This window comes from Candidatus Methanogranum gryphiswaldense, assembly GCA_019262145.1.
GTDB classification, from domain to species: Archaea; Thermoplasmatota; Thermoplasmata; order Methanomassiliicoccales; family Methanomethylophilaceae; genus Methanogranum; species Methanogranum gryphiswaldense.
Window position 1 is genome coordinate 551,033 of sequence record CP076745.1, and the last position, 21,261, is coordinate 572,293.

At 43.5% G+C, this 21,261-nt stretch carries 21 protein-coding genes and 1 tRNA gene; 9 read left to right on the top strand and 13 right to left on the bottom strand.

The features are described from left to right. Positions 1-11 precede the first annotated feature (11 nt). The 5 genes from KRP56_02840 (at position 12) to KRP56_02860 (ending at position 5,168) form a co-directional block, all read left to right on the top strand. Complete coding sequence (locus tag KRP56_02840) at positions 12-515, top strand: hypothetical protein (GenBank protein UAL08201.1); 504 nt, start codon at positions 12-14, stop codon at positions 513-515. A gap of 298 nt (positions 516-813) precedes the next feature. Then, positions 814-1,191 (top strand): hypothetical protein, encoded by a 378-nt coding sequence (locus KRP56_02845; GenBank protein UAL08202.1) that lies wholly within the window; start codon positions 814-816, stop codon positions 1,189-1,191. A gap of 133 nt (positions 1,192-1,324) precedes the next feature. Then, a complete protein-coding gene (locus tag KRP56_02850) occupies positions 1,325-2,956 on the top strand; it encodes a radical SAM protein (protein UAL08203.1) in 1,632 nt (543 codons plus the stop codon). A 996-nt stretch (positions 2,957-3,952) separates the two neighbouring features. After that, positions 3,953-4,891, top strand: coding sequence for a hypothetical protein (locus KRP56_02855; protein UAL08204.1), 939 nt, complete (start codon positions 3,953-3,955; stop codon positions 4,889-4,891). Positions 4,892-5,015: 124 nt separating this feature from the next. After that, the gene (locus tag KRP56_02860) at positions 5,016-5,168 is read left to right on the top strand and encodes a hypothetical protein (protein ID UAL08205.1); all 153 of its coding nucleotides are present in this window, start codon (positions 5,016-5,018) and stop codon (positions 5,166-5,168) included. Positions 5,169-5,212: 44 nt separating this feature from the next. On the opposite strand, the gene KRP56_02865 is transcribed toward KRP56_02860, so the two are convergent. The 3 genes from KRP56_02865 to KRP56_02875 all read right to left on the bottom strand — a co-directional run bounded on the left by KRP56_02865 (position 5,213) and on the right by KRP56_02875 (position 7,867). Beyond that, positions 5,213-5,288: transfer RNA gene (locus tag KRP56_02865), tRNA-Gly, on the bottom strand. Between the two features lie 56 nt (positions 5,289-5,344). Beyond that, complete coding sequence (locus KRP56_02870; GenBank protein UAL08206.1) at positions 5,345-6,835, bottom strand: DUF1846 domain-containing protein; 1,491 nt, start codon at positions 6,833-6,835, stop codon at positions 5,345-5,347. A gap of 63 nt (positions 6,836-6,898) precedes the next feature. After that, the gene (locus KRP56_02875; protein UAL08207.1) at positions 6,899-7,867 is read right to left on the bottom strand and encodes a Na+-dependent transporter; all 969 of its coding nucleotides are present in this window, start codon (positions 7,865-7,867) and stop codon (positions 6,899-6,901) included. Positions 7,868-8,014: 147 nt separating this feature from the next. Between KRP56_02875 and KRP56_02880 the strand changes: the two genes are divergently transcribed. Both KRP56_02880 and KRP56_02885 read left to right on the top strand, forming a co-directional pair. Further along, positions 8,015-9,424 carry a DEAD/DEAH box helicase gene (locus tag KRP56_02880; GenBank protein ID UAL08208.1) on the top strand — a complete coding sequence of 470 codons (1,410 nt, stop codon included), beginning with the start codon at positions 8,015-8,017 and terminating at the stop codon, positions 9,422-9,424. A 111-nt stretch (positions 9,425-9,535) separates the two neighbouring features. After that, positions 9,536-10,099: an acetate uptake transporter gene (locus KRP56_02885; protein UAL08209.1), complete on the top strand. Its 564-nt coding sequence runs from the start codon at positions 9,536-9,538 to the stop codon at positions 10,097-10,099. 23 nt (positions 10,100-10,122) lie between these two features. On the opposite strand, the gene KRP56_02890 is transcribed toward KRP56_02885, so the two are convergent. The 9 genes from KRP56_02890 to KRP56_02930 form a co-directional block, all read right to left on the bottom strand. After that, complete coding sequence (locus KRP56_02890; GenBank protein UAL08210.1) at positions 10,123-10,308, bottom strand: hypothetical protein; 186 nt, start codon at positions 10,306-10,308, stop codon at positions 10,123-10,125. Beyond that, positions 10,301-10,522: a hypothetical protein gene (locus tag KRP56_02895; GenBank protein ID UAL08211.1), complete on the bottom strand. Its 222-nt coding sequence runs from the start codon at positions 10,520-10,522 to the stop codon at positions 10,301-10,303. Before KRP56_02895 ends, KRP56_02890 begins: the two co-directional genes overlap by 8 nt. A gap of 51 nt (positions 10,523-10,573) precedes the next feature. Continuing rightward, a complete protein-coding gene (locus tag KRP56_02900; protein ID UAL08212.1) occupies positions 10,574-13,183 on the bottom strand; it encodes a valine--tRNA ligase in 2,610 nt (869 codons plus the stop codon). Between the two features lie 110 nt (positions 13,184-13,293). After that, complete coding sequence (locus KRP56_02905; protein ID UAL08213.1) at positions 13,294-14,469, bottom strand: CBS domain-containing protein; 1,176 nt, start codon at positions 14,467-14,469, stop codon at positions 13,294-13,296. 162 nt (positions 14,470-14,631) lie between these two features. Further along, the gene (gene glyS, locus KRP56_02910) at positions 14,632-16,314 is read right to left on the bottom strand and encodes a glycine--tRNA ligase (protein ID UAL08437.1); all 1,683 of its coding nucleotides are present in this window, start codon (positions 16,312-16,314) and stop codon (positions 14,632-14,634) included. A gap of 33 nt (positions 16,315-16,347) precedes the next feature. Beyond that, complete coding sequence (locus KRP56_02915) at positions 16,348-17,172, bottom strand: CBS domain-containing protein (protein UAL08438.1); 825 nt, start codon at positions 17,170-17,172, stop codon at positions 16,348-16,350. 22 nt (positions 17,173-17,194) lie between these two features. After that, positions 17,195-17,566, bottom strand: coding sequence for a universal stress protein (locus tag KRP56_02920; GenBank protein UAL08214.1), 372 nt, complete (start codon positions 17,564-17,566; stop codon positions 17,195-17,197). A gap of 51 nt (positions 17,567-17,617) precedes the next feature. Further along, positions 17,618-18,067: a universal stress protein gene (locus tag KRP56_02925; GenBank protein ID UAL08215.1), complete on the bottom strand. Its 450-nt coding sequence runs from the start codon at positions 18,065-18,067 to the stop codon at positions 17,618-17,620. Then, entirely contained in the window at positions 18,064-19,113 is a 1,050-nt protein-coding gene (locus tag KRP56_02930; GenBank protein ID UAL08216.1) for an amidohydrolase family protein, read from the bottom strand. The genes KRP56_02925 and KRP56_02930 overlap by 4 nt, the downstream gene beginning before the upstream one ends. Before the next feature lie 99 nt (positions 19,114-19,212). Between KRP56_02930 and KRP56_02935 the strand changes: the two genes are divergently transcribed. Next, positions 19,213-19,377, top strand: coding sequence for a 4Fe-4S binding protein (locus KRP56_02935; GenBank protein ID UAL08217.1), 165 nt, complete (start codon positions 19,213-19,215; stop codon positions 19,375-19,377). A 125-nt stretch (positions 19,378-19,502) separates the two neighbouring features. Here the strand turns inward: KRP56_02935 and KRP56_02940 are convergent, their stop codons facing one another. Further along, positions 19,503-20,438 carry an NAD(P)/FAD-dependent oxidoreductase gene (locus KRP56_02940; protein ID UAL08218.1) on the bottom strand — a complete coding sequence of 312 codons (936 nt, stop codon included), beginning with the start codon at positions 20,436-20,438 and terminating at the stop codon, positions 19,503-19,505. Positions 20,439-20,842: 404 nt separating this feature from the next. Between KRP56_02940 and KRP56_02945 the strand changes: the two genes are divergently transcribed. Continuing rightward, positions 20,843-21,241 (top strand): pyridoxamine 5'-phosphate oxidase family protein, encoded by a 399-nt coding sequence (locus tag KRP56_02945; GenBank protein UAL08219.1) that lies wholly within the window; start codon positions 20,843-20,845, stop codon positions 21,239-21,241. Positions 21,242-21,261: the final 20 nt, after the last annotated feature.

Sequence of the window (21,261 nt, forward strand, 5' to 3'; positions counted from 1 at the left end):
TTCTTTGCTCCATGGAAGAGGAAACCCCTGATAATAAAGCGCCTCTTTATTTGTGGGTGCTGGGTCCATTGGCATTTGCCTTTACCACATTTTATTTTGTCAGGATATTCTCATACCTTTCCATTGCTTTCAATTTTAATGATCTCGGATATTCCGCGGTAGTATTCGTTTTCATGCTGTTGTTGTTCGTTTTGTTTGTAAATTATTTGCTGGCACTGTCAAGGATGATGACTGCAAACAGACGGGCATGGGCATCTTTGGTAAGACAGTCATGTCTCTATATTCTGCTAGTTGTTTTGGACCTGATAAGAATAGATGTGGTCAAAGGTGATGTGTTCGGTATAGGTCCCATTCCTATGTTGTTGTGTATGATACTTATGGTCGTAGTCCTTATTTCCAGGCCGGTCCGTCGTTATTATACGCCAATATATTCTGAAGAACTTCCATTTAGGGATTGGGTGTTATTGGCATTTGGATCGGATCCATTTCGGTGTGGTAAGATAAAATCCATATGAGATCAAAATAAAAAGAAATAACGATTTTTGTTGCATTATTATCAATCAATTCAAATTTGTGCTATTTTTTTAAAACAGTATATAATCTTTAACGGATAGAAGTACTATTATATTGTAACGTACTTACATTATGTGAGGTGTTAGACTAAAAATCAATGATGGGTATCAATTACACATCATTATACTTCAAGTACGGAAAAGATGAAAAATGATTGAAAATAATGAGTCAGCTCCAATTTATTGGATTGTAGTTTTAATTATGTCTGTGGTCGGAATCGTTACAGTATTTATGTCTTGGATGGACACAACTATTATAGGATTTGATAATTCATATAATGCCATGGACTTTGCGACATCAGATGTGTTCAAAGACGGTGGTCTGTTTGAAAATCTCAATTCCCCAGGTAAGTACATTCCTATTTCCATAGGTGTATTATCTTTAATTGAGGTCCTCCTTGCTATTCGTAGCAGAACCAATGCAGTTGCGGCGGCGGTTGTCGGGTTTGTGATATTTGTTCTCGCAATATACTTCTATACTTTTGTTGATCCAATGTCCAATGGTTCAGTTATCTATGACAGACAGGTCGGTATAGCTGTTTGGGTCGCAATGGCGGTAGGTTTGGTCAGTATGATCGCCGCAGCAATCCAGTATAGTGCGCTTAGGAAGAGCAATTAATCTTTTAAGGGGATTTTCCCCTATGATTTTTTTATTTGTAAAGTTGTTTCGAGCATCGAAAATCTCAGTTTCAATATTTTGAATGTCAAGTTTATAGGATATCATTATACCCCATCACTACGTAGTAGACCATATGACCGCAACGATGCAGAATTATGCGATTGAAAAAGGACTACCGAAGAGAACGAGTTCGGTCTGTCCCGAATGCGGAAAAATTCTTGAAGCCACCCTTTTTCAAAAAGATGGTAAGGTCTACATGGAAAAGGAATGTCACGAGCATGGAAAGTTTTGCGATCTTTATTGGTCGGACGTTGAGATGTATCTTAAAGCTGAAAAATATGCTCATGACGGAATAGGTCTCCGTAATCCTATGGACCCTAATCTGGGAAAGGACGAGAACGTACACATTTTTGTTGACAATATGAGGGTTGACATGCTCACGTGTACAGCTCTTGCAATGGTAGATCTTACCAACAGATGTAATATGAACTGTCCCATATGTTTCGCAAATGCGAATCAACAAGGATACATCTACGAGCCAGATCTTGAAACCGTATGCAAGATGCTTGATGCTCTCAGAGCGGAGGAACCCATCAAGTGCGCGGCGGTTCAATTCTCTGGAGGAGAACCGACCATTCATCCTCAGTTCTTGGAAATCATAAAAGCAGCTAAAGAAAGGAAATTTTCCCAGGTGATGGTTGCTACCAACGGTATCGAGTTCTCAAAGAGATATGATTTTTTCAAAGCAGCATCACAAGCAGGACTCAACACAGTATACCTGTCATTTGATGGTGTCACGGATGATGTTTACTTGCAGGCAAGGGACAGGAAGATGCTCAATGTCAAACTTCAGGTCATTGCCAATTGTAGAAAATTGAAAGAAGAGACAGGCAAATGCCCGTCCATTGTTCTTGTTCCCACGCTTGTCAGAGGTGTTAACGATCATCAGATCGGAGACATAGCCCGTTTTGCATTTGAAAATGCAGATGTTGTTCGCGGTGTCAATTTCCAGCCTGTAGCATTTACTGGTAGGATAACCCGTGAAGAAGTTTCCAAGGGAAGATTCACACTCGCGGACCTTGTGACCTCGTTCGGAGAACAGACAGGATTCACAAATAAGGATGATTGGTATTCTGTTCCTGTGATCGCACCGATCTCTAATTTTGCTTCCATCATTCTCAATGAGAGTAAGGTAACATTCACAACGCATCCCCATTGTGGTCTTGGAACTTACATATTCATGAATGACAAGGGTAAAGCGGTGGCGATCCCCGAATTCATGGATGTAGATAAGTTCTCGAAAGGTCTCAATGAGATATGCATAAAAGCAGAAAAGGCCAGATTCAAAAAGATCTATGTGCTTAAACTTCTGCAGCTTTTGAATAATTCGATAATTGAGGAAAAATTACCGGAAGGAATGAGTAAAAAACAGTTTGTTTCTATGATAAAGAATATCATGAGTACAAATACAAAGTCAAATATTGCGGCATTTTCATGGAAGATGATGTATTTTGGAGGAATGCATTTCTTAGACCCATATAATTATGATATTGAGAGGGTCAAACGTTGCGGTGTCCATTATGTGACACCTGACTGTCAGGTAATTCCGTTCTGTGCTTACAATGGGGGGCCAGAATATCGTGTGGAGGTTGAAAAGAAATTCTCTGTGCCTATCGAGATATGGAAACAAAAGAATAAGGAAGAGGCCTTGAAACTCGAGGAGGCACTCATTATCCCGGAGGATCAGAGACCAGATTATTCATAAAGACATGATCTAATTGAAAAATACTTGGTGTCTAGGCCTATTTAAATTCATGCCTAGATGCCATACTCTTTGAATTTTTTTTAGGTTCAGTTCTGTTTTTTCAATGTATTTCAGGACTCATTTTTTAGGTGTACATATGGGGGTTTCTTTAAAACCTGAGTTCGACGGTGTGTCATACTTCTGTATGATTTCATCTGTACGTTTGACCATGCGTTTGATCATGCGATGGCTTTCCTTCCAGATGTTTGACGCGCTCTTGAACTCTGGAATTTCAGCTACTTCCCGCACCCCATACGAAGAAGTTATTTCTCAGCCGATACGATATGATTGTGCAGATAAACAGAAATAGGGAGTTTCCCCGTTTCGACCTGTTTAAAACACGGTCGATCTTAATTTTGTTAGATACATCTCACGAAGGTGATGGTACTATTTGGTATTGATCAATTTCATTCGGCTCTAGGACGAACGTCCTGAGCTTAAAATGGTTTTGTGTCACAATGGAGTATCGTTGTTCAGGACACTTTTATTTTTTTCCTAGCTTCAGTATTAATCGATTCTTTGCATCAGATCCTATCGAATTTAGGAGTCATACAATCGATCATGCACTGTTCTTGATTTTGGTTGCACTCAAAAATTCAAAGTACTTATATAGTGTTGAAAAACATACATTTTCGAGTAAGGACTTGGGTGTTGATTTGTATAAGGCAGTTAAATGAAAAACAAGCATCTGTTTCATTATTTTCAGTGGACAAATATGGTTGTGGTGTGGTTCATTTTCTATGTCGTCCACATTACTATTTCGTATTGTGTCTTTTTTCAATCCCAATATACGAATCAAATTCGAATCCTGTTATTATCAATCTGGAAGTCTTTCAAAAATCTGAATCGGAATATCATGCTTCCAAAGCAATGGTATTTGCAGAATTGAAAAGACCTCTATTTTTTGTAAATCGTACATTAAAACTGATTTAAGATTAGATGTTGGAGTATATGATCATGAAAATAAAAAAATACGGCAATTGTCTTCTTTTTGCATCTATCGTTGTTGTCTTGGCATCGGTGGCTGTGATAGGGGTAGTTACTTCAGACAATGATATGTCTATGAATACCTCGGATGAGACTACGGCTCCATCTGTTTTTGGAGCACCGGTCTACTATGACTATAACCATACGATAACCGCCAGTGCTGGTTTTGGAGGTTCTATATCGCCTTCGTCCGCGACAGTTTACAGCGGTGGGTCTCAGACCTTCACCATCACTGCGTCGGCAGGTTATACGATATCCGATGTAAAGGTTGATGGCGTGAGCGTAGGCGTTGTCTCGACATACACATTCACCAATGTCACAAGCAATCATACGATATCTGCGACATTCTCGGGTGGACAATTCACGATAACTGCCAGTGCTGGTTATGGAGGTTGGATATCACCGTCATCTGCAACGGTCTCTCAGGGGGGGTCTAAGACCTTCAATATAACCACATTTTCAGGGTACACAATATCGAATGTAATTGTCGATGGTGCCAGCGTGGGTTCGGTCTCGACATACACATTCACCAATGTCACCAGGGATCATACGATATCTGTGGAATTCTTAACACAACATTACACGATAACCGTCAATGCGTATTATGGAGGTTCGATATCTCCAGGAATTTCGATGTCAGTTTATTCGGGGGCGTATACGACCTTCAAAATAACCGCTTGGGATGGATATGAAATAGATAATGTAATCGTCGATGGTGTAAGCATGGGTGGGATCTCGACCTATACTTTTAATAATGTGACTTCAAACCATACTATTTCAGCAACATTCTATGAAACTGCTGAAGACAACGCTATTAATTTTGGTTTATTGTTTGCGGCAATTCTTGCATTTCTCGTACTTCTGTTTATGATCATAATGTATATGATGAGCATGAATACGAAAAAATAAGTATTGTATTTTTGATCGATGTAGGTAAACAGGGTGTAAAGGCACCTGTCTTAACTCGTTTTTAATTCTAGTATGACAACAGATGTAAACGCGTCGTCTTGGGTCGATCTTTTTCGAGGTTTTTATGATAGCTTTTTGCGATGATGATGTCGACATAGAGTCCGTAAGCATATCCATGGGGCATCATTCGACCAAGACGACAGAGGGATATTACTGCAGGAAGAATGAGAAGAAAGCAATCAAATCTATAACAGAAGCATGGGAGGGGGGATTATGAATCCCACTCCCCTTCACCACCCTCTGTATCTGGATAGCAAGGAGTGGTGCGGGCGCCGGGATTCGAACCCGAGTTCTAACCTTGGCAAGGTTAAGTGATAACCAGCTACACCACGCCCGCACTTTAAATCTAGGGATTATATCTTTCGATATAAAGGTATCGTCATATTACTGGCGTTAGTTTATTTGACCTTGAAAAAGATGGTTTCCTTGGTATCTTGGTTCACATGTCACGTTGAGCTTCAGCTTGTTCAAAATGGCCATATCTGTCTGCGACAGTATCACAGATGAATGTACCTCACATCCTTTGAGATCGGATAGATGTGAAAGCGCTCTGGCAGCCATTTCATCATTTCTTGCGCATACTGCGAGTGCGACCAACATCTCGTCCGCATGCAGTCTGGGATTATCGTTTCCAAGGTTCTCCACCTTTAGTTTCTGCACAGGGCCCAGTATGTCAGATGAGATGAGTGGTATCGAATCATCTATGTCTGCGAGGGTTTTCATTGCATTCAACAGCATAGCGGATGTTGCGCATAGCAGAGGCGAATCCTTTCCTGTGACGATCCTGCCGTCATACAATTCTACACCAGTGATCGGAACTTTTGAAATCTCAGCCTTTTGTCTAACAGCAGGTATGACCTTTCTGATGTCTGGATCGATATTCCCATTTTGGAGAAGGAGTTTCAATCTTTTTACCACATCTTCTTTTACAAGGCCTTGTCTGTTGTCGCAAAGTCCTCTGTAATATCTTCTTATGATCTCCATCGTAGCAGCATGGGAAACAACTGCATCGTCAATTATACAGAATCCAGCCATGTTAACGCCCATATCGGTCGGTGATCTGTAAGGTGATGTGCCAGATATCTTCTCTAATATGGCATTAAGGACGGGAAATGCTTCTATGTCCCTGTTGTAATTTACTACAGCTTTTTGATAGGCTTCCATGTGGAAGGGGTCTATCATATTAACATCGCCGAGGTCTGCGGTAGCAGCTTCATATGCTATGTTGACAGGATGTCTCAGAGGCATGTTCCAGATAGGGAAGGTCTCGAATTTTGCATACCCTGATCTTTCTCCGTGTTTGTATTCATTGTACATCTGTGAAAGGCACGTGGCCATCTTTCCGCTGCCGGGACCAGGGGCAGTGACCACAATCAATGGTCTTTTTGTTTTTACATACTCATTCTTTCCGAATCCCTCATCGCTGACTATATTTTGCATGTTTGAAGGATATCCAGGTATGGCGTAATGTCTGTAGGATCTAATTCCCAATATCGACAGTCTTTCTTCGAATGCGATTACCGAAGGCTGTGAGGAGTACATGGTCAATACGACTCCGGCCACTGACATTCCGTCTTCTTTGAAGGCATCCATGAAACGTAGAACTTCCAGGTCATATGTTGTACCGAGATCGCCGCGGACCTTGTTCTTCTCTATGTCTCCGGAATTTATGACAATTATAACTTCGACCTTGTCTTTCATTTTTAAAAGCATTTTTATCTTGCTGTCAGGTTTGAAGCCCGGAAGTACTCTGGAAGCATGATAATCATCGAAAAGTTTTCCTCCAAGTTCCAAGTAAAGTTTTCCTCCGAACCTGTTGATCCTTTCTTCAATATGTTCTGATTGGATCTGAAGATATTTCTCATTATCAAAACCGATCTTCATGAATGCTCACGGTATGGTCGATGCATTGTGAATCTAAAACGATGTCGTTTATGATCAAGTCATCTAGCGCTCTTGGTCAATGGTGAGTTCCCGTTTCATCCTCTTTTTCGAGAATGTGACCGAATCCATGAATGTGACCCAACATATCTCGATCACGATCGATGTTGCTATGACCGTTACGGCATAAGGTGCTTGGGTGCCTAAGGTTGCTACACAGAGAGCTATGGCGATCCCATTGTTTTTGTAGGATGTCATCAGAACATCGGTCACCCTCTGTGGCCACGGTATGTTTAGTTTGCGTTCTATTACATTCACTCCATTGCTGAATACGAAGGTTCTCAAGGCAGCTATGAGTAGGAACACAATTAGTACGGACATTGTACTGGGGAATATTGCTGTGCTCACAGAAAGCCATACGAAAAAAGCCAAGATTACATTTAGCGTGACGGACATTACTTCTTTGCTTATCTCCACTCTTGTTAGGAATCTCGACAGGATCAAAGGTAGACCGATGACCTCTACGATCGTTATAACAACACTTTTCATATCGACAAGTTCACCGATAGTTATCCAGATAACGAAAGGTATCCACAGCAATGCAGCAACATATACGAATATGGTGGATCTTAGTGCATGTGCCAGATCTCCACGTAGGATATAGGAAAGCGGCGGTATGGATACTGCGAAAGGTGCAGCTGCTATGAAGACCAATCCTGTGGCATAGTCTTTGAAAGCGGGTATGTCCTTCAGTATAAGATATGCGAGCAATGGTATTATCGATGCTGCGATCAGTCCTAATATCAGGGCTCTCATCAGAGATTTTGAATTTTTTATAGGGTCTAGATTTTTATAAGGTATCCGTGAAAGGGATACGGTGATCATTATTATTATCAGAACAAGCGTGATATTGCGTCTTATAGGTGCAGTGAATATTTCATATGGAAAGTATCCAGAAATATTCGTTATCAGTGATATGATCAATGCGGCCCCCATAACAAGCGCGGTACTGCATAGGAGACCTTTTGCATTCATGGACCAGTATCACTGTTTTTTGTATATATACCTCAAAAAAGTTCGATAACACTAAGTATTTAAAAGGAGGGTCCATCTAGAAATTGAAATTGAGCGGTGTCTGCGTTCTAGTCGCAGGCGGTTTGACTTCAAGATCAGTGGTATATTATGATCTCAAAGTTCACAGATTTAGGTATTTCTGAAGATATAGCAAGTGCGATGGATGAAATGGGTTGGGATGAACCAACACCCATCCAGATACAGGCTGTACCCATGGGATTGAAAGGTATTGATATGTTTGCACAGGCGCAGACAGGTACCGGAAAGACAGGAACATTCGGTTCGATCGTGTTGGGAAGGATACCTGCGGGAAAGAAATTGCCATCGGCCATAATAATCGTTCCCACTCGCGAACTCGCGAATCAGGTCGCAGAGGAATTCAGCAGGTTAGCCATGTTCACGGGTCATGTTACAGTGCCCATCTATGGTGGAGCGAGCATCGAGGGCCAGATAAAGAAACTGGAGCATGGTGCAGACGTTATCGCTGGGACTCCTGGAAGGGTCAGAGATATGATATCCAGAGGCATCCTGAATATGACATGCATATCGGAGGTCGTCATGGATGAGGCCGACCGTATGCTCGATATGGGATTCATAGAGGATATCGAATTCATTCTGAGTTCTATGCCCAGCGACAGACAGACACTTCTTTTTTCGGCCACAATGCCAGAGGATATCAAGCGTCTCGCCTCCGACTACATGAAAAAGCCAAAGGAGATCAGTGTTTCCAAGGACGAGATGGTACTCGATCTCACCAAACAATATTATATTTCGGTGGGAAGGAGGAACAAATCCTGGGCTCTTTGCAGGATACTCGATATTGACAAGCCCAAGGCAATAATATTCTGTCAGACCAAGAAGATGGTGGACATCCTCGTGGAAAGGTTGGAAGGATTCGATTACAAGGTAGAGGCCATCCATGGTGACATGCCTCAGACCAAAAGAGAGAGGGTCATCAAGGATTTCAGGAATGATAAGATCGACATCCTCATAGCGACCGATGTTGCCGCAAGGGGATTGGATATCGATGATATCTCTTACGTCGTCAATTACGACATGCCCGAGGATGTGGACACATACATCCACAGGATTGGAAGAACTGGAAGGGCCGGCAAAGAAGGAGTTGCGATATCATTCATCACAACCGAGGAAGAGTATCTCATAAAGGAACTCGAGCTTCGTACCGGGATGGTAATAGAGAAAAGAGACGTTCCGGAAACGGAAGAAGGTACAAAGGATACTATCCGTAGGGTCGTGGATTACGATCAGATATGTGATGTGTTCGGAATGTGCAAATTTGAGATCAATCTTGGAAAGAAAGACGGGATTGGAAAGGTCTCTCTTGCAGACTATATAATACGTGTAGCTAAGGTCAGAGAATTCTCTATAGGAAAGATACAGATCGATGAGAACTCATCAATAGTGGAAGTTCACAAGGATTTCGGCAATAGAATGACGATGGACCTTCCAAAAGTTAAGTTCAAAGGTAAGAAGATATTCGTTAAGGTCATTCAATAAGGAATTTTGGGGTGAAAAACCCCACTTTTCATAATTTTGGTACTTCGTTTATTGACGACTTCGACATTAGACGATTGTTAACATTATATACCCGACTATAGATGAATATGTATGGCCGACGGACTAGAAAAGCCGACCTTGAAGAAATCGAACCCGGCCCCATTGGGGCTTTTGGGATTCGGTATGTCAACTGTACTGTTGTCGTTGCATAATGCGGATCTTATTCCGTTAGATGCAGTAATAATCTCAATGGCAATATTTTGCGGAGGATTAGCACAGTTCGCAGCGGGTATGATGGAATATCGCAACGGAAATACATTCGGAACAACTGCATTCACGCTTTACGGTGTGTTCTGGTTATCGTTCGCTTTCATCAAAATGGACCCGAGCGGATTTGGATCCGAAGGAACTACTGTTGGGATGTACTGTTTCGTATGGGGAGTCCTTACATTGTTCCTGTTGATAGGGACTTTGAAGGGAAGGAATGCGTTGAAGTTCGTGTTTTTTACACTGACTATCGTGTTCTTCCTTCTCGCTGCAGGCGACCTGTCAAGCAATCAGACGATAATCCATATAGCAGGATTCCTCGGAATAGTATGTGGTGCTTCTGCGATGTATACCGCATTTGCTGAAGTTCTTTCTGAACAGTTGGGAAAAGAGGTCTTACCGTATTGATAAACCGGTCCGAAAGGACCATCTCAATTTCTTTTATTTTTCTCGTGATCGCGTTCGATGCTGTATACGCCATATATACACAGTATTCCGCCGATCAAGAAAAGAATGCTTTTTATTATCGGGGCATTGAATATGTTCGAGATGGCTAAAAGGACCAGGATCAAACCTATGGCGAGCGGAACTATCTTTTTGATCATTATCTCATTCATCTTCTGGGCTCCTGTATTTTAGGGCTGAAAGTACTCCGATCGTCATCGCTATCCAGACCGCTGTGATCAGTCCAGCGGGGATGAGTGAAAAGGTCCTCCAGAGGAGACTGTCCGTATGATATATCTGGAACGTTGCCCAGATAGAGAATACGGAGATGATGAGCATAACGATGTACGCTGCGATCTCTCCTGCGGGCATGAGAGGCTCTTTCATTTTGATCACTGACGATTGAAAGGAGGGGTAGGCCCCCTGTTTGATAGTTGTTCAGATCTCTATGACGACCAGGATGTTACCGACCTGTATAGTGTCGACGGCCTTTCCGCCAAGCATGAGACGTTTCTCGACCTTGAAGAATTCCGGCCCGAGGGTTATATTCTCACCTTCGACATCCAATACCACCTGTCCGTTGGTAAGTTGTTTTGTGATGTCTTCGGGATCAGCGGAATTGAGTGCTGCGACAATGGCTTTTGCCTGGGCCTTGAATGCAGGTCCAAGTTTGCCATATTCGGGTTTCACTCCCACGATCTCTTCTTTGAGATCCGCCTTAGGCGCGATTATGACCTCTTTGGCCTTCGTGGTCTCCGAGATATCCGATTCGGTGTGTTTGAGGACCTTTGCCGCCTCTCCGACGAATTCTACTTTGGTAAGTTCCGCATTGAGCGGCATCTTGTTCTCTGATTTCCATGCGCGTATCGCAGCAAGGACCTCTGCCAGTGCATCACCGGAGACGAGGGCCGTTTGGTCCACGAATATAGGTGTAGGCCACGCGGTTAAGTGAATGCTGCTGTTCCCGTCATGGGCCTTGAAATGCTCCTGATAGACATCCTCTGTTATATGCGGCATGAATGGTGCCATGAGCTTCAGTGCTCCGAGGAAGACGTTGTAAAGTGTGTATTTCACAGCATCGTCATTCCTGGCCTTGACCATCTCTATGTAATTGTCAGCGAAGTCATGCCATATGAATGCCTCAACATCTCTCATCGCCTTGTCGAACTGGTAGACCTCCAGATATTCTGTTGCCGATCTCACGACCTCGGAATATTTACTGATGATCCATTTGTCCGATTCTCTGAGGCTGTCACAGGACTTGGGAACGTTGTCGAAGAAACGACCTACGAACTGACCTATGTTGAAGATCTTGTTGCAGAGTTTCCTTCCTCTTATGACATCCTTCTCTCTGAAGGCATGGTCAATACCGAGGGAACATGTTGCCGCATAGTACCTAAGAGCATCTGCTCCGTAGTTCTCGATTATAGGTATGGGATTTATGACATTTCCAACGGATGAATGCATCGGCGTTCCGTCTGGAGCCATGATGAATCCATGTATCATTATGTCGTTCCACGGTTTGGAATGTGCTATTTGGTCGGATCTAAGGATCGAATAGAATGCCCAAGTCCTGATTATATCATGAGACTGGGGTCTCATGGACATCGGGAAGAGTTTCTTGTGTAGTTCGGGGTCTCTTTCCCAGTAGGTGTTGTACAATGCCGATCCAGATGAATCCATCCATGTGTCGAATACGTCCGTGCATCCGCACAGTTTTCCACCGCACTTGGGGCATTTTGGTACTGGGGGTTTATCATCCAGGGGGTCCACATAGCATTGTTCCTCCGTGGCACAGACCGCGTGTCCGCAGTCTTCGCATTCCCATAGGGGTATAGGTGTGGCGAATATGCGCTGTCTGCTCAGTACCCAATCCCATTCAAGCGAGTTGGTCCAGTCCTGAAGCCTTATCTTCATGAATTCTGGGAACCAGTTGATCTCATCTGCTCTCTTCAGGACCTCTTTCTTGAAATCGGTGGTCTTGAGGAACCATTGAGGGACCTGCAGGAATTCTATCGGGGTCTTGCATCTCCAACAGATGGAGACTTGCTGAGGGTTGTCCTTCTGTCTGACGAGTATGCCTTGTTCTCTCAGATCATTGATGGCCGCTTCTCTCGCATCCGCTACGGGCATTCCTGCATATTTTCCGGCAAGTTCGGTCATTTTACCGCACTCGTCAATTCCCTTTTCCATCTCCAGGTGATATTTCATCACCCATTCCAGATCCTCTTTGTCGCCTATAGTGCATATCATTACGTTACCGGTACCGTATGCGGGATCTACCTTGGGATCGGAGATGACCTTAACATGTCTTCCGTAGAGAGGGGTTATGAGTTCCTTTCCGATCAGATGCTGTTTGGTCTTATCGTCTGGATGTACTGCTACGACCTTACACGTGCATAGAAGTTCTGGTCTAGTGGTCGCGACCAATATGTGGTCGTCCTCTCCGACGATCTGGAATTTTATAAAATTGAGTTTGTTGACATTGTCCTTGTATTCGACCTCTGCATCTGCAAGCGCGGTCATACATCTGGGACACCAGTTCACCGGGAAGTTCGCTTTGTAAACGAGTCCTTTGTTGAACAATTTAATGAAGGACAGCTGTGTTATGCGCCTGTAATAAGGTGCGTCTGTCTGGTAATAGATGCTTGGATCCATGCTCTCTCCGAGTATCTCGAAGTGGTGGGTCATCTCGTCAATGAAACCATTGGCATAGTCGCTGCATAATTTCCTGTATTCCTTTCTCGGAAGGTCCAGTTTTGTGATGTTGTATTTCTTTTCGACCTTGACCTCGATAGGCGTTCCGTTGACATCGAAACATAACGGGAAGAATACATTGTGACCGTTCATTCTCTTGTACCTTGCGGCAAAGTCGATCAGGGAGTATCCCGTGGCATGACCGAGGTGAAGGGATCCGGAAGTGTATCTTGGTGGGTTGTCGATGCTGAAGACGGGTTTATTGGATTTAGGATCAAAGTGATAGACCTTTTCCTCTTTCCACATCTCCTGCCAACGTTTCTCGATGGTTGCAGAATCGTATTGTGACATGTCAAACATATGTGGGATATAACGCGAATAAAAAAATGTTGCCATTGGAACGTGTGTGCGCGCACAAGTGTTGAAGTTTGAAAAGAGGGGACTTGCCCCTCGTTTAGAGTTTATTTCTTTCTCTTTCTGAAGCTTACTCTGGAATCTTTGAGGTCGACGACCAGCGATTCTATCCTCTTCATGAGGTCGTTGTTGGCCTTTACAAGGTCCCAGTCTATTACCTTAGCGTTCACCGTTGTGCCGTCAATGAACAGTTTTCCGGTAAGGCTGTATTTCTTCTTTTCTCCGTCCTCATTATATCTTGAGACATGTATCGTCAAGGATTCTGGTTTGTAGATCTTGGAGATCTTCTTTACCTCATCCTCAATGTCTGCGTACATGGCATCGGTGTAGATCTTATCCTCTTCCTCCAGACCGCTGATCTGGACAAATAACGATTCCCTTTCGCGGCATGATGATATAAGTTCAATTATATCGTATTCCGTGAGGATTCCAACGGTCTCGTTACCGTCCACGACAGGCAATGTGGAGAAGTGACGGCCGGTCATTACTGTGGCCGCATCCCCGATGTTGCTATCCCATTCCACAGTCTGTACAGACGTGGTACATACAGATTCGATCGTGATCTGCATCTTGTTGTTCTTGTCGAAATCGCCGAAGAGCCTCTCGTTATCCTTCCAGAAGTTATCGATGATCTCTTTCATTCCGACTATACCTACAAGATTGTCGGCATTGTCCATCACGGGTATGGTCCTGATGTCCAGTCTCCTCATGATATCGATGGCATCCTGGAGTAATGCATTTTCCCTCAGGAATTCCACAGGGGACGTCATTATCTCCCAGACCTTGATGTCCTTCAAAGCCTTCATGCGTCCGGCAATATCGATCAGACCTCTTCTGGATACCAATCCAATGACCTTTTTGCCGTTCAAGACGGGAAGTTGTCTGCAGTTGTTCATAACCATGTGTTCTGCGATCTTAGTGATCTCCGTTTCAATGGTCAGTGTTGGCAGGTTGCGGATCATGTTCTTTACTTTTGTGTCTATAGTGAGGCTCCTTTTTTTGAGGATCGATCCATAGCTGATCATTCCGGCATAGGCACCATCATCCACAACGGGTAATTCTTGGAAGCCTGTCTGCCTCATTTTGGACAGTGCATCCGCAACCCTGTCCTCCGACCCGACGGTCGGGAATTCGGTGATCAAAATCTCTTCAACAGATATACTGTCGATCTGGGATCTTAGTATTGATAATTTCTTAAGATCTTCTAGGTCTTTAATTCCCAATTTCACACCTCGTAATCAACATCGAGATATGGAAGATATAAAGGTTGGTCTAATGTCTGGCTTTATTTACATGTTTAATGTCGGACATAATGGTATGATAATTGAAAATAATTGAAAGGGTTTACGATCCCTTCGTTTTCACAAAGGTATTAAATATGTTATTCAAAGACTGCTGAAAGGTTTGCCAGCGATCAGGGAATCCACTATCTCCCCACATTTCTTAACTGGTATCCTTTTTTGCTGACTGGAGTCACGGTCCCTTATCGTCACAGTTCCCTTGTCCTTTCCGTCTAGGGTGTCATAGTCCACTGTGATGCACCAGGGGGTACCGATCTCATCCATACGAGCATATCTCTTGCCTATAGTTCCGGTCCCGTCATAGTAGGCTTCGACACGATGGGTGTGTACGGTATCGTAGATCTCTGTCGCGATGGTATCAAGACCATCCTTTTCCATCAAGGGGAATACTCCTACCTTGATGGGTGCAACTTCGGGCTTGAGTCTCAATACAGCATAGCCTTTTTCCTCGTCGAAGGAATATGCATGCTCCAGTATCGAATAGAATATCCTGTCAAGTCCGTGTGAGGGTTCGATCACATGAGGTACTACACGCTCTCCTGAGATCTTCTCATTCACTTTGGCGATCTCAAAGAACTCATCTGTCAGGATGATCTCTTCTCCGTCAATCACTAATTTTAGCTTTCCGTTCTTTACATCAGAAGGCATCTTGGATTCCATGGCAACTGCGATGTCCTTGGCTTTTCCTTTGAATTTGGGCCCTAGTGCTTTGTGTTTGGCCTTGATCTTATCGATCTCGACCTCTTTTGGCTCATCGAACTTCTTGAAGTGTGTGAGGTCTGTTCCTGAGAACTCTGCATGACGTGACAGATCCCAGCACCCTCTGTCTGCGATGCCGGTTATCTCTATCCATCCGTACGATAGAAGTACCTCTGCATCCCAACAGTCTGCGGCATAGTGTGCCATTTCGTCTTTCAGATGTTGTCTGAATCTCAGTCTTTTTGGATCTATTCCGAGCCTTATCAGGAATTGTTTTGTCGTGTTGACGAAATATGCCAGGACCTTATTGGCTATTATTCCCTTATCCACGGCTTCTTTGACAGTAATGGTTATTGTTTCCCCGGTTGTGTTGGGTACAAGTGTTATGAGTTCGTTCTCGATCTCAGGGTATCTGGACCAGTTCTTGTCTGTGGGATCGACGAAAAGTTCGACCTCCATCATATTGAACTCCCTCATTCTGATCATCCCCTGACGTGGAGCGATCTCATTTCTATATCCTCTTCCGGTCTGAATAACACCCATTGGGAGTTTTTCCCTGTTATATCTGTAAAGATTGAGGTAGTTAACGAATATTCCTTGTGCTGTCTCAGGCCTCAGATATCCGACACGTGCGGAACCAGGTCCAATGGTTGTCTTGAACATAAGGTTGAATTCTTCTACCGGTCCAAGATTCCCTCCACATTCTGGACAGACGACATTGTGTTTTACAAAGGCTTCGTCCAGTTGTTTTGGGGTAAGAACGTCTGCATTGTTGTAGAATTCTTTTACAAGATGATCCGCTCTGAAGGGAGATTGGCATTTGGTGCAGTATGTTATGAGGTCAGCGAATTCGTCGACATGTCCTGATGCCTTGAAGACCTCTCTAGGATTAACGGTCTCCGAGTCTATCTCGACGAAACCTTCTTTCCCTTTGTAGATGTTTCTCCAGACATCCACGATATTGTTCCTTAGACTGAAACCCGTAGGTCCGTAGTCAAACATTCCTGCGACCCCACCGTAAAGTTCGAATGAGGGCCAGATGAATCCTCTGCGCTTGCAGATGGACATGAGATCGTTGGTGTCAATGTTGTTCTGTGTCATTCATTCCGCATTCCTTGTAAGTGCGCAAAGTACGTCGACATCATAAATCATTCCAACGAGTTCATCCTTGGTTCCGTGAACCGGAACCTGACCAAAGTCGTTCTGGAGCATCATCTTGGCGACATCGTTGAGAGTTGTTTTCTTGAATACTGTCTGGGGGTCTTTGACCATGTAATCCCTGACTTTTCTATCATCGGACAGGTATTTTTCTGTCGCAGCGTAGAAAAGAGGCAATACATTCCTGTATCCTGCAAGTTCTGAGTCCTCTATTCCGAGTTTTGACATCGCCTCAGCATCTTTTGTCTGATCGCTGAAAAGATCACGGTCCGTAAGTATACCTACAAGTTTTCCGCGTGCATCAAGAACAGGTACTGCTGGAACATCGCTGATCCTCATTGCTGTGATCGTGTAAGCAAGGGGTTCATCGACATATGCAGTTACGCAGGTGGTCCTTATGACATCTTCTGCGGTCATTGTGGTCTTCATTTCCTTGACCTCCCTGAGAAGGTCGGTCGGAGTGATGATACCGACGAGTTTTCCATTTTCGACCACAGGCAATCTGTGTATCCTTTTTTCGGCGAATATTTTAGCTGCTTGAGAGATACTAGCAGTAGGCTCGATGGTTATGCAACCTTTCTTCATTATGAGAGAAAGTTGATCTTCATCGAATTTTCTGAATATGTCCCTTCTTGAGACTATTCCCATGAGTTTTCCGTCCGACGAACGGATGACCGGTAGACCGGTAAGCTTGTTTCTAACCATCATGTTGATCGCGTCGTTACGGCTACCTGGAACCTCGACGACGATCGGTGCTGCGGTCATTATGTCCGATACTGTCTTCATATTATTACCTCCATGACCTGACAACGACTACAGGACATGAGGCGTTCTTGATTACTGCCTTTGCTACGCTTCCGGTAAGGATCTTCTTCTTTCCGGACGTGCCCATGACTATGATGTCGTAATCCTTGGATTTTTCAAGTATGATATCTGAAGGAGAACCACTGAGTACCAAAGGTTCTACTTTGATGCCCGCTTCTGCACCTTTTGCTATGACCTTGTCGATTGCCTTTTTACTAGCAGGCGAATCTATTTTGTCGGTCACGTGCATGACTGTGATATATCCTCCCGAGAGTTTTGCCAATGATAGTGCCTCTTCAACAGCACCATTTGCATAGCCGTCGATATCGACGGGCACAAGTATCTTTTGAAAACCCATGTGACCACACTCTGTATGCTTCGCTGTAAATGTGTATCCTTATAATAATATTTAGGACGGGAAGTCAGGCTTCACAGAGGCGCTTATCACCATGACGGGACAATGTGCCTTCTCGATCACTTTTTCTGCAACACTGCCCATCAGCACTTTTGTCATTCCCTTTTTTCCGAGGGTTCCCATGACCACCAGATCAAATTTCTTCGACATGGTGACGATCACTTTTGCAGGTATTCCTTCAACGATCTCTGTTTCAGAATTTACATTTTCGTCTTCGCATCTCTTTTTTACGTAATCCGTGGCTGCCTTTCCTTCTGTCTCCAGCGTATCATATAGATTGATCACTGTGGAATCCATAGGCATGCTGGCATAGACGGATTGATCGAGAACATATATCGCTGTGACGGTGCCTCCGCTTAGTTTTGCCATCTGTATACTCTTTTCTATGGCATTCTTTGTGAATTCGCTGCCGTCCGTAGGGACTAGTATTTTTTTGAAGCTCATTTATGTCTCACCGTTTGGTTTTTGTATGCGAATATTGGGTTATTGCAGGAAAGCATCCTGCCAACAGAAAGCGGTCCGTCACATGGCATGACCGTTAGTTCTGCTTTTCTCCCTATTTTCAAATCCAGGGCGTTATGGTTATATATTATCTTCCGTCCGTTGATAACCATCGGCCCCCATATATTGTCTGGGTCTCTGCCTTGTTTAACGGCGACATCCATGAATGCCCTTGTTTCTGCCCTCATGTCTGGGGTGCATAACATCGCATTGTCAGTTCCGATGGATATTTCGGCCCCACATCTTTCCATCCTGCCTATAGGTGGTATTTTACCAAAGAACATATTGGATCTGGTGCAAACTACAATTCCAACATCTGTCTCAGCACATTTCAGCATATCGCTGTCAGAGGCCTCTGTCATATGGACCACGAAGGTCGGGTCCAGCGATAGTATCTCATCGATGTCCTCACGGATTCTCTCGCTTGCATGTATGGCAAAGATCTTCTGTCTTTCGCGGACCCTATCAGCTATCTTTTCGATATATTTGTGATCCATATCTGAAATGCTGGGCAATCCGATGCCATCTGCAACTTCAAGTATTGAATCCACTTCATCCTCATTGTATTCTGGAGAGATGGGGCGGCCGAGTATGATAGCGTTTGGTACTGCTTCTCTGAGAAGGAGACAACCTTTCAATCCTCCTTCTCTGAAATCGATGAAAGTTTTACACCCATATTCGTTCGATTTATCTGAAAAGTCCTTAATGGATGTTTTTATCTCGTTATCTGTTGCGTTGTTTAGATATCTGTGTTTAAGCCCGTTAGGTGGTGCTACGAGATCTTCAAGACTCATACCAGGTATTGTTTTTACTGCTCCGTCCGCACAGTGTGTGTGTGCGTTGATGATCATTGGGATAATTATTCCGCTGGCTAAAGGAACCACTGGGCATTTTTCATCTGATATATCGACAATGATCCCATCTTCTATGGCGATGTATCCATCTATGAGGTCTTTTCCGATGAGAATTTTGCCACAGAGATAATCCATATTGCGTTAATGTTATGTCGGATATATAGGGAATTCGTGGCAGATCACAATAAGTATTAATAAGGTGTTTTGAATTATAAGGCCTACAGGTGTACCCTAATGGTAAAGGTAATCGAATCAGAGTGTGTCGCATGCGGAGCATGTGCCGACGTTTGCCCCCAGGATGCAATCACAGTTGATGATGTCGCAGTTATCAACTATGACAAATGTGTTGACTGCGGAGCATGCATCGACGAGTGCCCATCTTCGGCAATTGTTGAGTGATTAAGCTCAATATACGAAAAATTTTATGGCAGTGACCCTGCCGTCTTTTTTCTTTTTAAACTCATGACTAGCATGGTTCTTTGAAAAGGTGAATTTGGGCCGCAAGTTCTTAAAAAAATTAAGATTTACGCCCAGTATGGTTTCTTAACAAATTTGTATGCCATTACCACGGCGGTAGCGGCTTCTCCGCACGCAGTGATGATCTGTTTGTATTTTCCAGGATAGTCAATGGCATCTCCGCAGGCGAATATTCCGTTGCGGTTTGTGGACATGTCGAAATTGACCTTTACTAACCCATCTGGTGTTAGATCAAGGCTCCATTTCTTTAGATCGTCCAAGTTTGCATTTATACCGATATTGATAACGGCCAGATCGGTAGGGATATCCATGATCTTACCATTTTGAGATATTGTGACACTCTCGATGTGGTCCTTTCCGTTGAAAGAGATGACATTTGCATCCATGATCTTCCTTACATTGCTGTTCTTGAGATTTTCGACATTTACCTCATCCGCTCTGAATTCGGATTTGCGGTGTATAATGGTAGTATCTGTTACAGAGTCCGCTATCAGTGCCATTTCTATTGCACTGTTACCCCCACCGAACATCACTACACTCTTTCCGACAAGTTCTTCTTTCTGCGGAAGTATGTATGTCACTCCCTTGTCGGTAAGTTCCTTTTCACCAGGTACGTCCATTTTCTTGGGGTCAAAGCATCCCATTCCGATGGCAACTACAACAGATTTTGCATGATATGTGTTCTTTGTGGTCACGACAAGTAATTCTTCGTCACCGTCGTTGATCTCCAGTACTTTCTCATATTCTTTGACATTGCACTCCATTGATTCGGCCTGTGCGTACATCTTATCAGCGAGTTTACGTGCTTGGACCGTTTCGAATGCAGGATAGTTGTGGATACCTTTTTCCGGATAAAGTGCTGTGAGCTGCCCGCCTACGCGACCAGACTCTAAAACCAAGGTGTTCATCATCTTCGATCTTGCATATATCCCTGCTGTCAATCCGGCTGGGCCGGCTCCGATGATGACTATGTCGTAACACATGTTGCACGGGCTTATTGTTTTTTGATATAAAATTGTGTTCCTGGAAATATGCAAAAAAATGGTGCTTTCTGTTACTGTGATTAAGATTTTATATGCAATTCGAAGTAAATTTACGAATTACGTATTATTATTGAGTAGTTTTGTAATTTATTTAAATTTTAAGATTTTCAAGCAACCTATAAATATTGATATTGTATGCTGGACTTGTTAATTATGCAGACTGATGTTATGGAATTCGTATTGCTGGTAGTGGTCATGGCAATTTATCTGGGAGCTATCGCTTTCATAAACAAGGACAAGACCGACGAGTATAATTGATACTATTGCCGTCCGATAGGGTTTTAATCACTTACTAAAGGTAACTGTCATATAGTGGTACTAACATTTGGTTAGTAGGTAATAAAATGACATCAATACCTGCAAAAGTTACAGATCTTATGAAAAAAGAAGGGACCGTAAAAGTATTGGTAACTTCTTCTAAAGCGGGAGTTCCCCACGCAATTGCCGCGGGGGCAATAATGTCTCCTTCGCCAGATAAGCTTGTGTTTGGAGAGGTACTTTCAAAGGTCTCTACGAAGAATCTTGCGGAGAATGATAAGGCTGCATTCCTGATTGTCAATGGCATGGAGTCGTATGAGATCGGCTGTAAGGTAAAAGCAAAGCTTACAAGCGGTCCTGAGCTCGACGGCATGAATAAAGCACTCGAGGCGTTCCACCTTAAAGCTAGCGCATTATGGGTTTTCGATGTGCAGAGCGTCTATGAACAGGGCGCAAATCCGAATGCCGGAAAGAAGCTCGCGTAAATCTCATTTTTAAACTATTT

What these genes read in the sequence shown, in the direction of transcription:
- KRP56_02840 (UAL08201.1), top strand. Translation starts at nt 12, where the DNA reads ATGGAAGAGGAAACCCCTGATAATAAAGCGCCTCTTTATTTGTGGGTG.
- KRP56_02845 (UAL08202.1), top strand. Translation starts at nt 814, where the DNA reads ATGGACACAACTATTATAGGATTTGATAATTCATATAATGCCATGGAC.
- KRP56_02850 (UAL08203.1), top strand. Translation starts at nt 1,325, where the DNA reads ATGACCGCAACGATGCAGAATTATGCGATTGAAAAAGGACTACCGAAG.
- KRP56_02855 (UAL08204.1), top strand. Translation starts at nt 3,953, where the DNA reads ATGAAAATAAAAAAATACGGCAATTGTCTTCTTTTTGCATCTATCGTT.
- KRP56_02860 (UAL08205.1), top strand. Translation starts at nt 5,016, where the DNA reads ATGATAGCTTTTTGCGATGATGATGTCGACATAGAGTCCGTAAGCATA.
- KRP56_02870 (UAL08206.1), bottom strand. Translation starts at nt 6,835, where the DNA reads ATGAAGATCGGTTTTGATAATGAGAAATATCTTCAGATCCAATCAGAA.
- KRP56_02875 (UAL08207.1), bottom strand. Translation starts at nt 7,867, where the DNA reads ATGAATGCAAAAGGTCTCCTATGCAGTACCGCGCTTGTTATGGGGGCC.
- KRP56_02880 (UAL08208.1), top strand. Translation starts at nt 8,015, where the DNA reads ATGATCTCAAAGTTCACAGATTTAGGTATTTCTGAAGATATAGCAAGT.
- KRP56_02885 (UAL08209.1), top strand. Translation starts at nt 9,536, where the DNA reads ATGGCCGACGGACTAGAAAAGCCGACCTTGAAGAAATCGAACCCGGCC.
- KRP56_02890 (UAL08210.1), bottom strand. Translation starts at nt 10,308, where the DNA reads ATGAATGAGATAATGATCAAAAAGATAGTTCCGCTCGCCATAGGTTTG.
- KRP56_02895 (UAL08211.1), bottom strand. Translation starts at nt 10,522, where the DNA reads ATGAAAGAGCCTCTCATGCCCGCAGGAGAGATCGCAGCGTACATCGTT.
- KRP56_02900 (UAL08212.1), bottom strand. Translation starts at nt 13,183, where the DNA reads ATGTCACAATACGATTCTGCAACCATCGAGAAACGTTGGCAGGAGATG.
- glyS (UAL08437.1), bottom strand. Translation starts at nt 16,314, where the DNA reads ATGTCCATCTGCAAGCGCAGAGGATTCATCTGGCCCTCATTCGAACTT.
- KRP56_02920 (UAL08214.1), bottom strand. Translation starts at nt 17,566, where the DNA reads ATGGGTTTTCAAAAGATACTTGTGCCCGTCGATATCGACGGCTATGCA.
- KRP56_02925 (UAL08215.1), bottom strand. Translation starts at nt 18,067, where the DNA reads ATGAGCTTCAAAAAAATACTAGTCCCTACGGACGGCAGCGAATTCACA.
- KRP56_02930 (UAL08216.1), bottom strand. Translation starts at nt 19,113, where the DNA reads ATGGATTATCTCTGTGGCAAAATTCTCATCGGAAAAGACCTCATAGAT.
- KRP56_02935 (UAL08217.1), top strand. Translation starts at nt 19,213, where the DNA reads ATGGTAAAGGTAATCGAATCAGAGTGTGTCGCATGCGGAGCATGTGCC.
- KRP56_02940 (UAL08218.1), bottom strand. Translation starts at nt 20,438, where the DNA reads ATGTGTTACGACATAGTCATCATCGGAGCCGGCCCAGCCGGATTGACA.
- KRP56_02945 (UAL08219.1), top strand. Translation starts at nt 20,843, where the DNA reads ATGACATCAATACCTGCAAAAGTTACAGATCTTATGAAAAAAGAAGGG.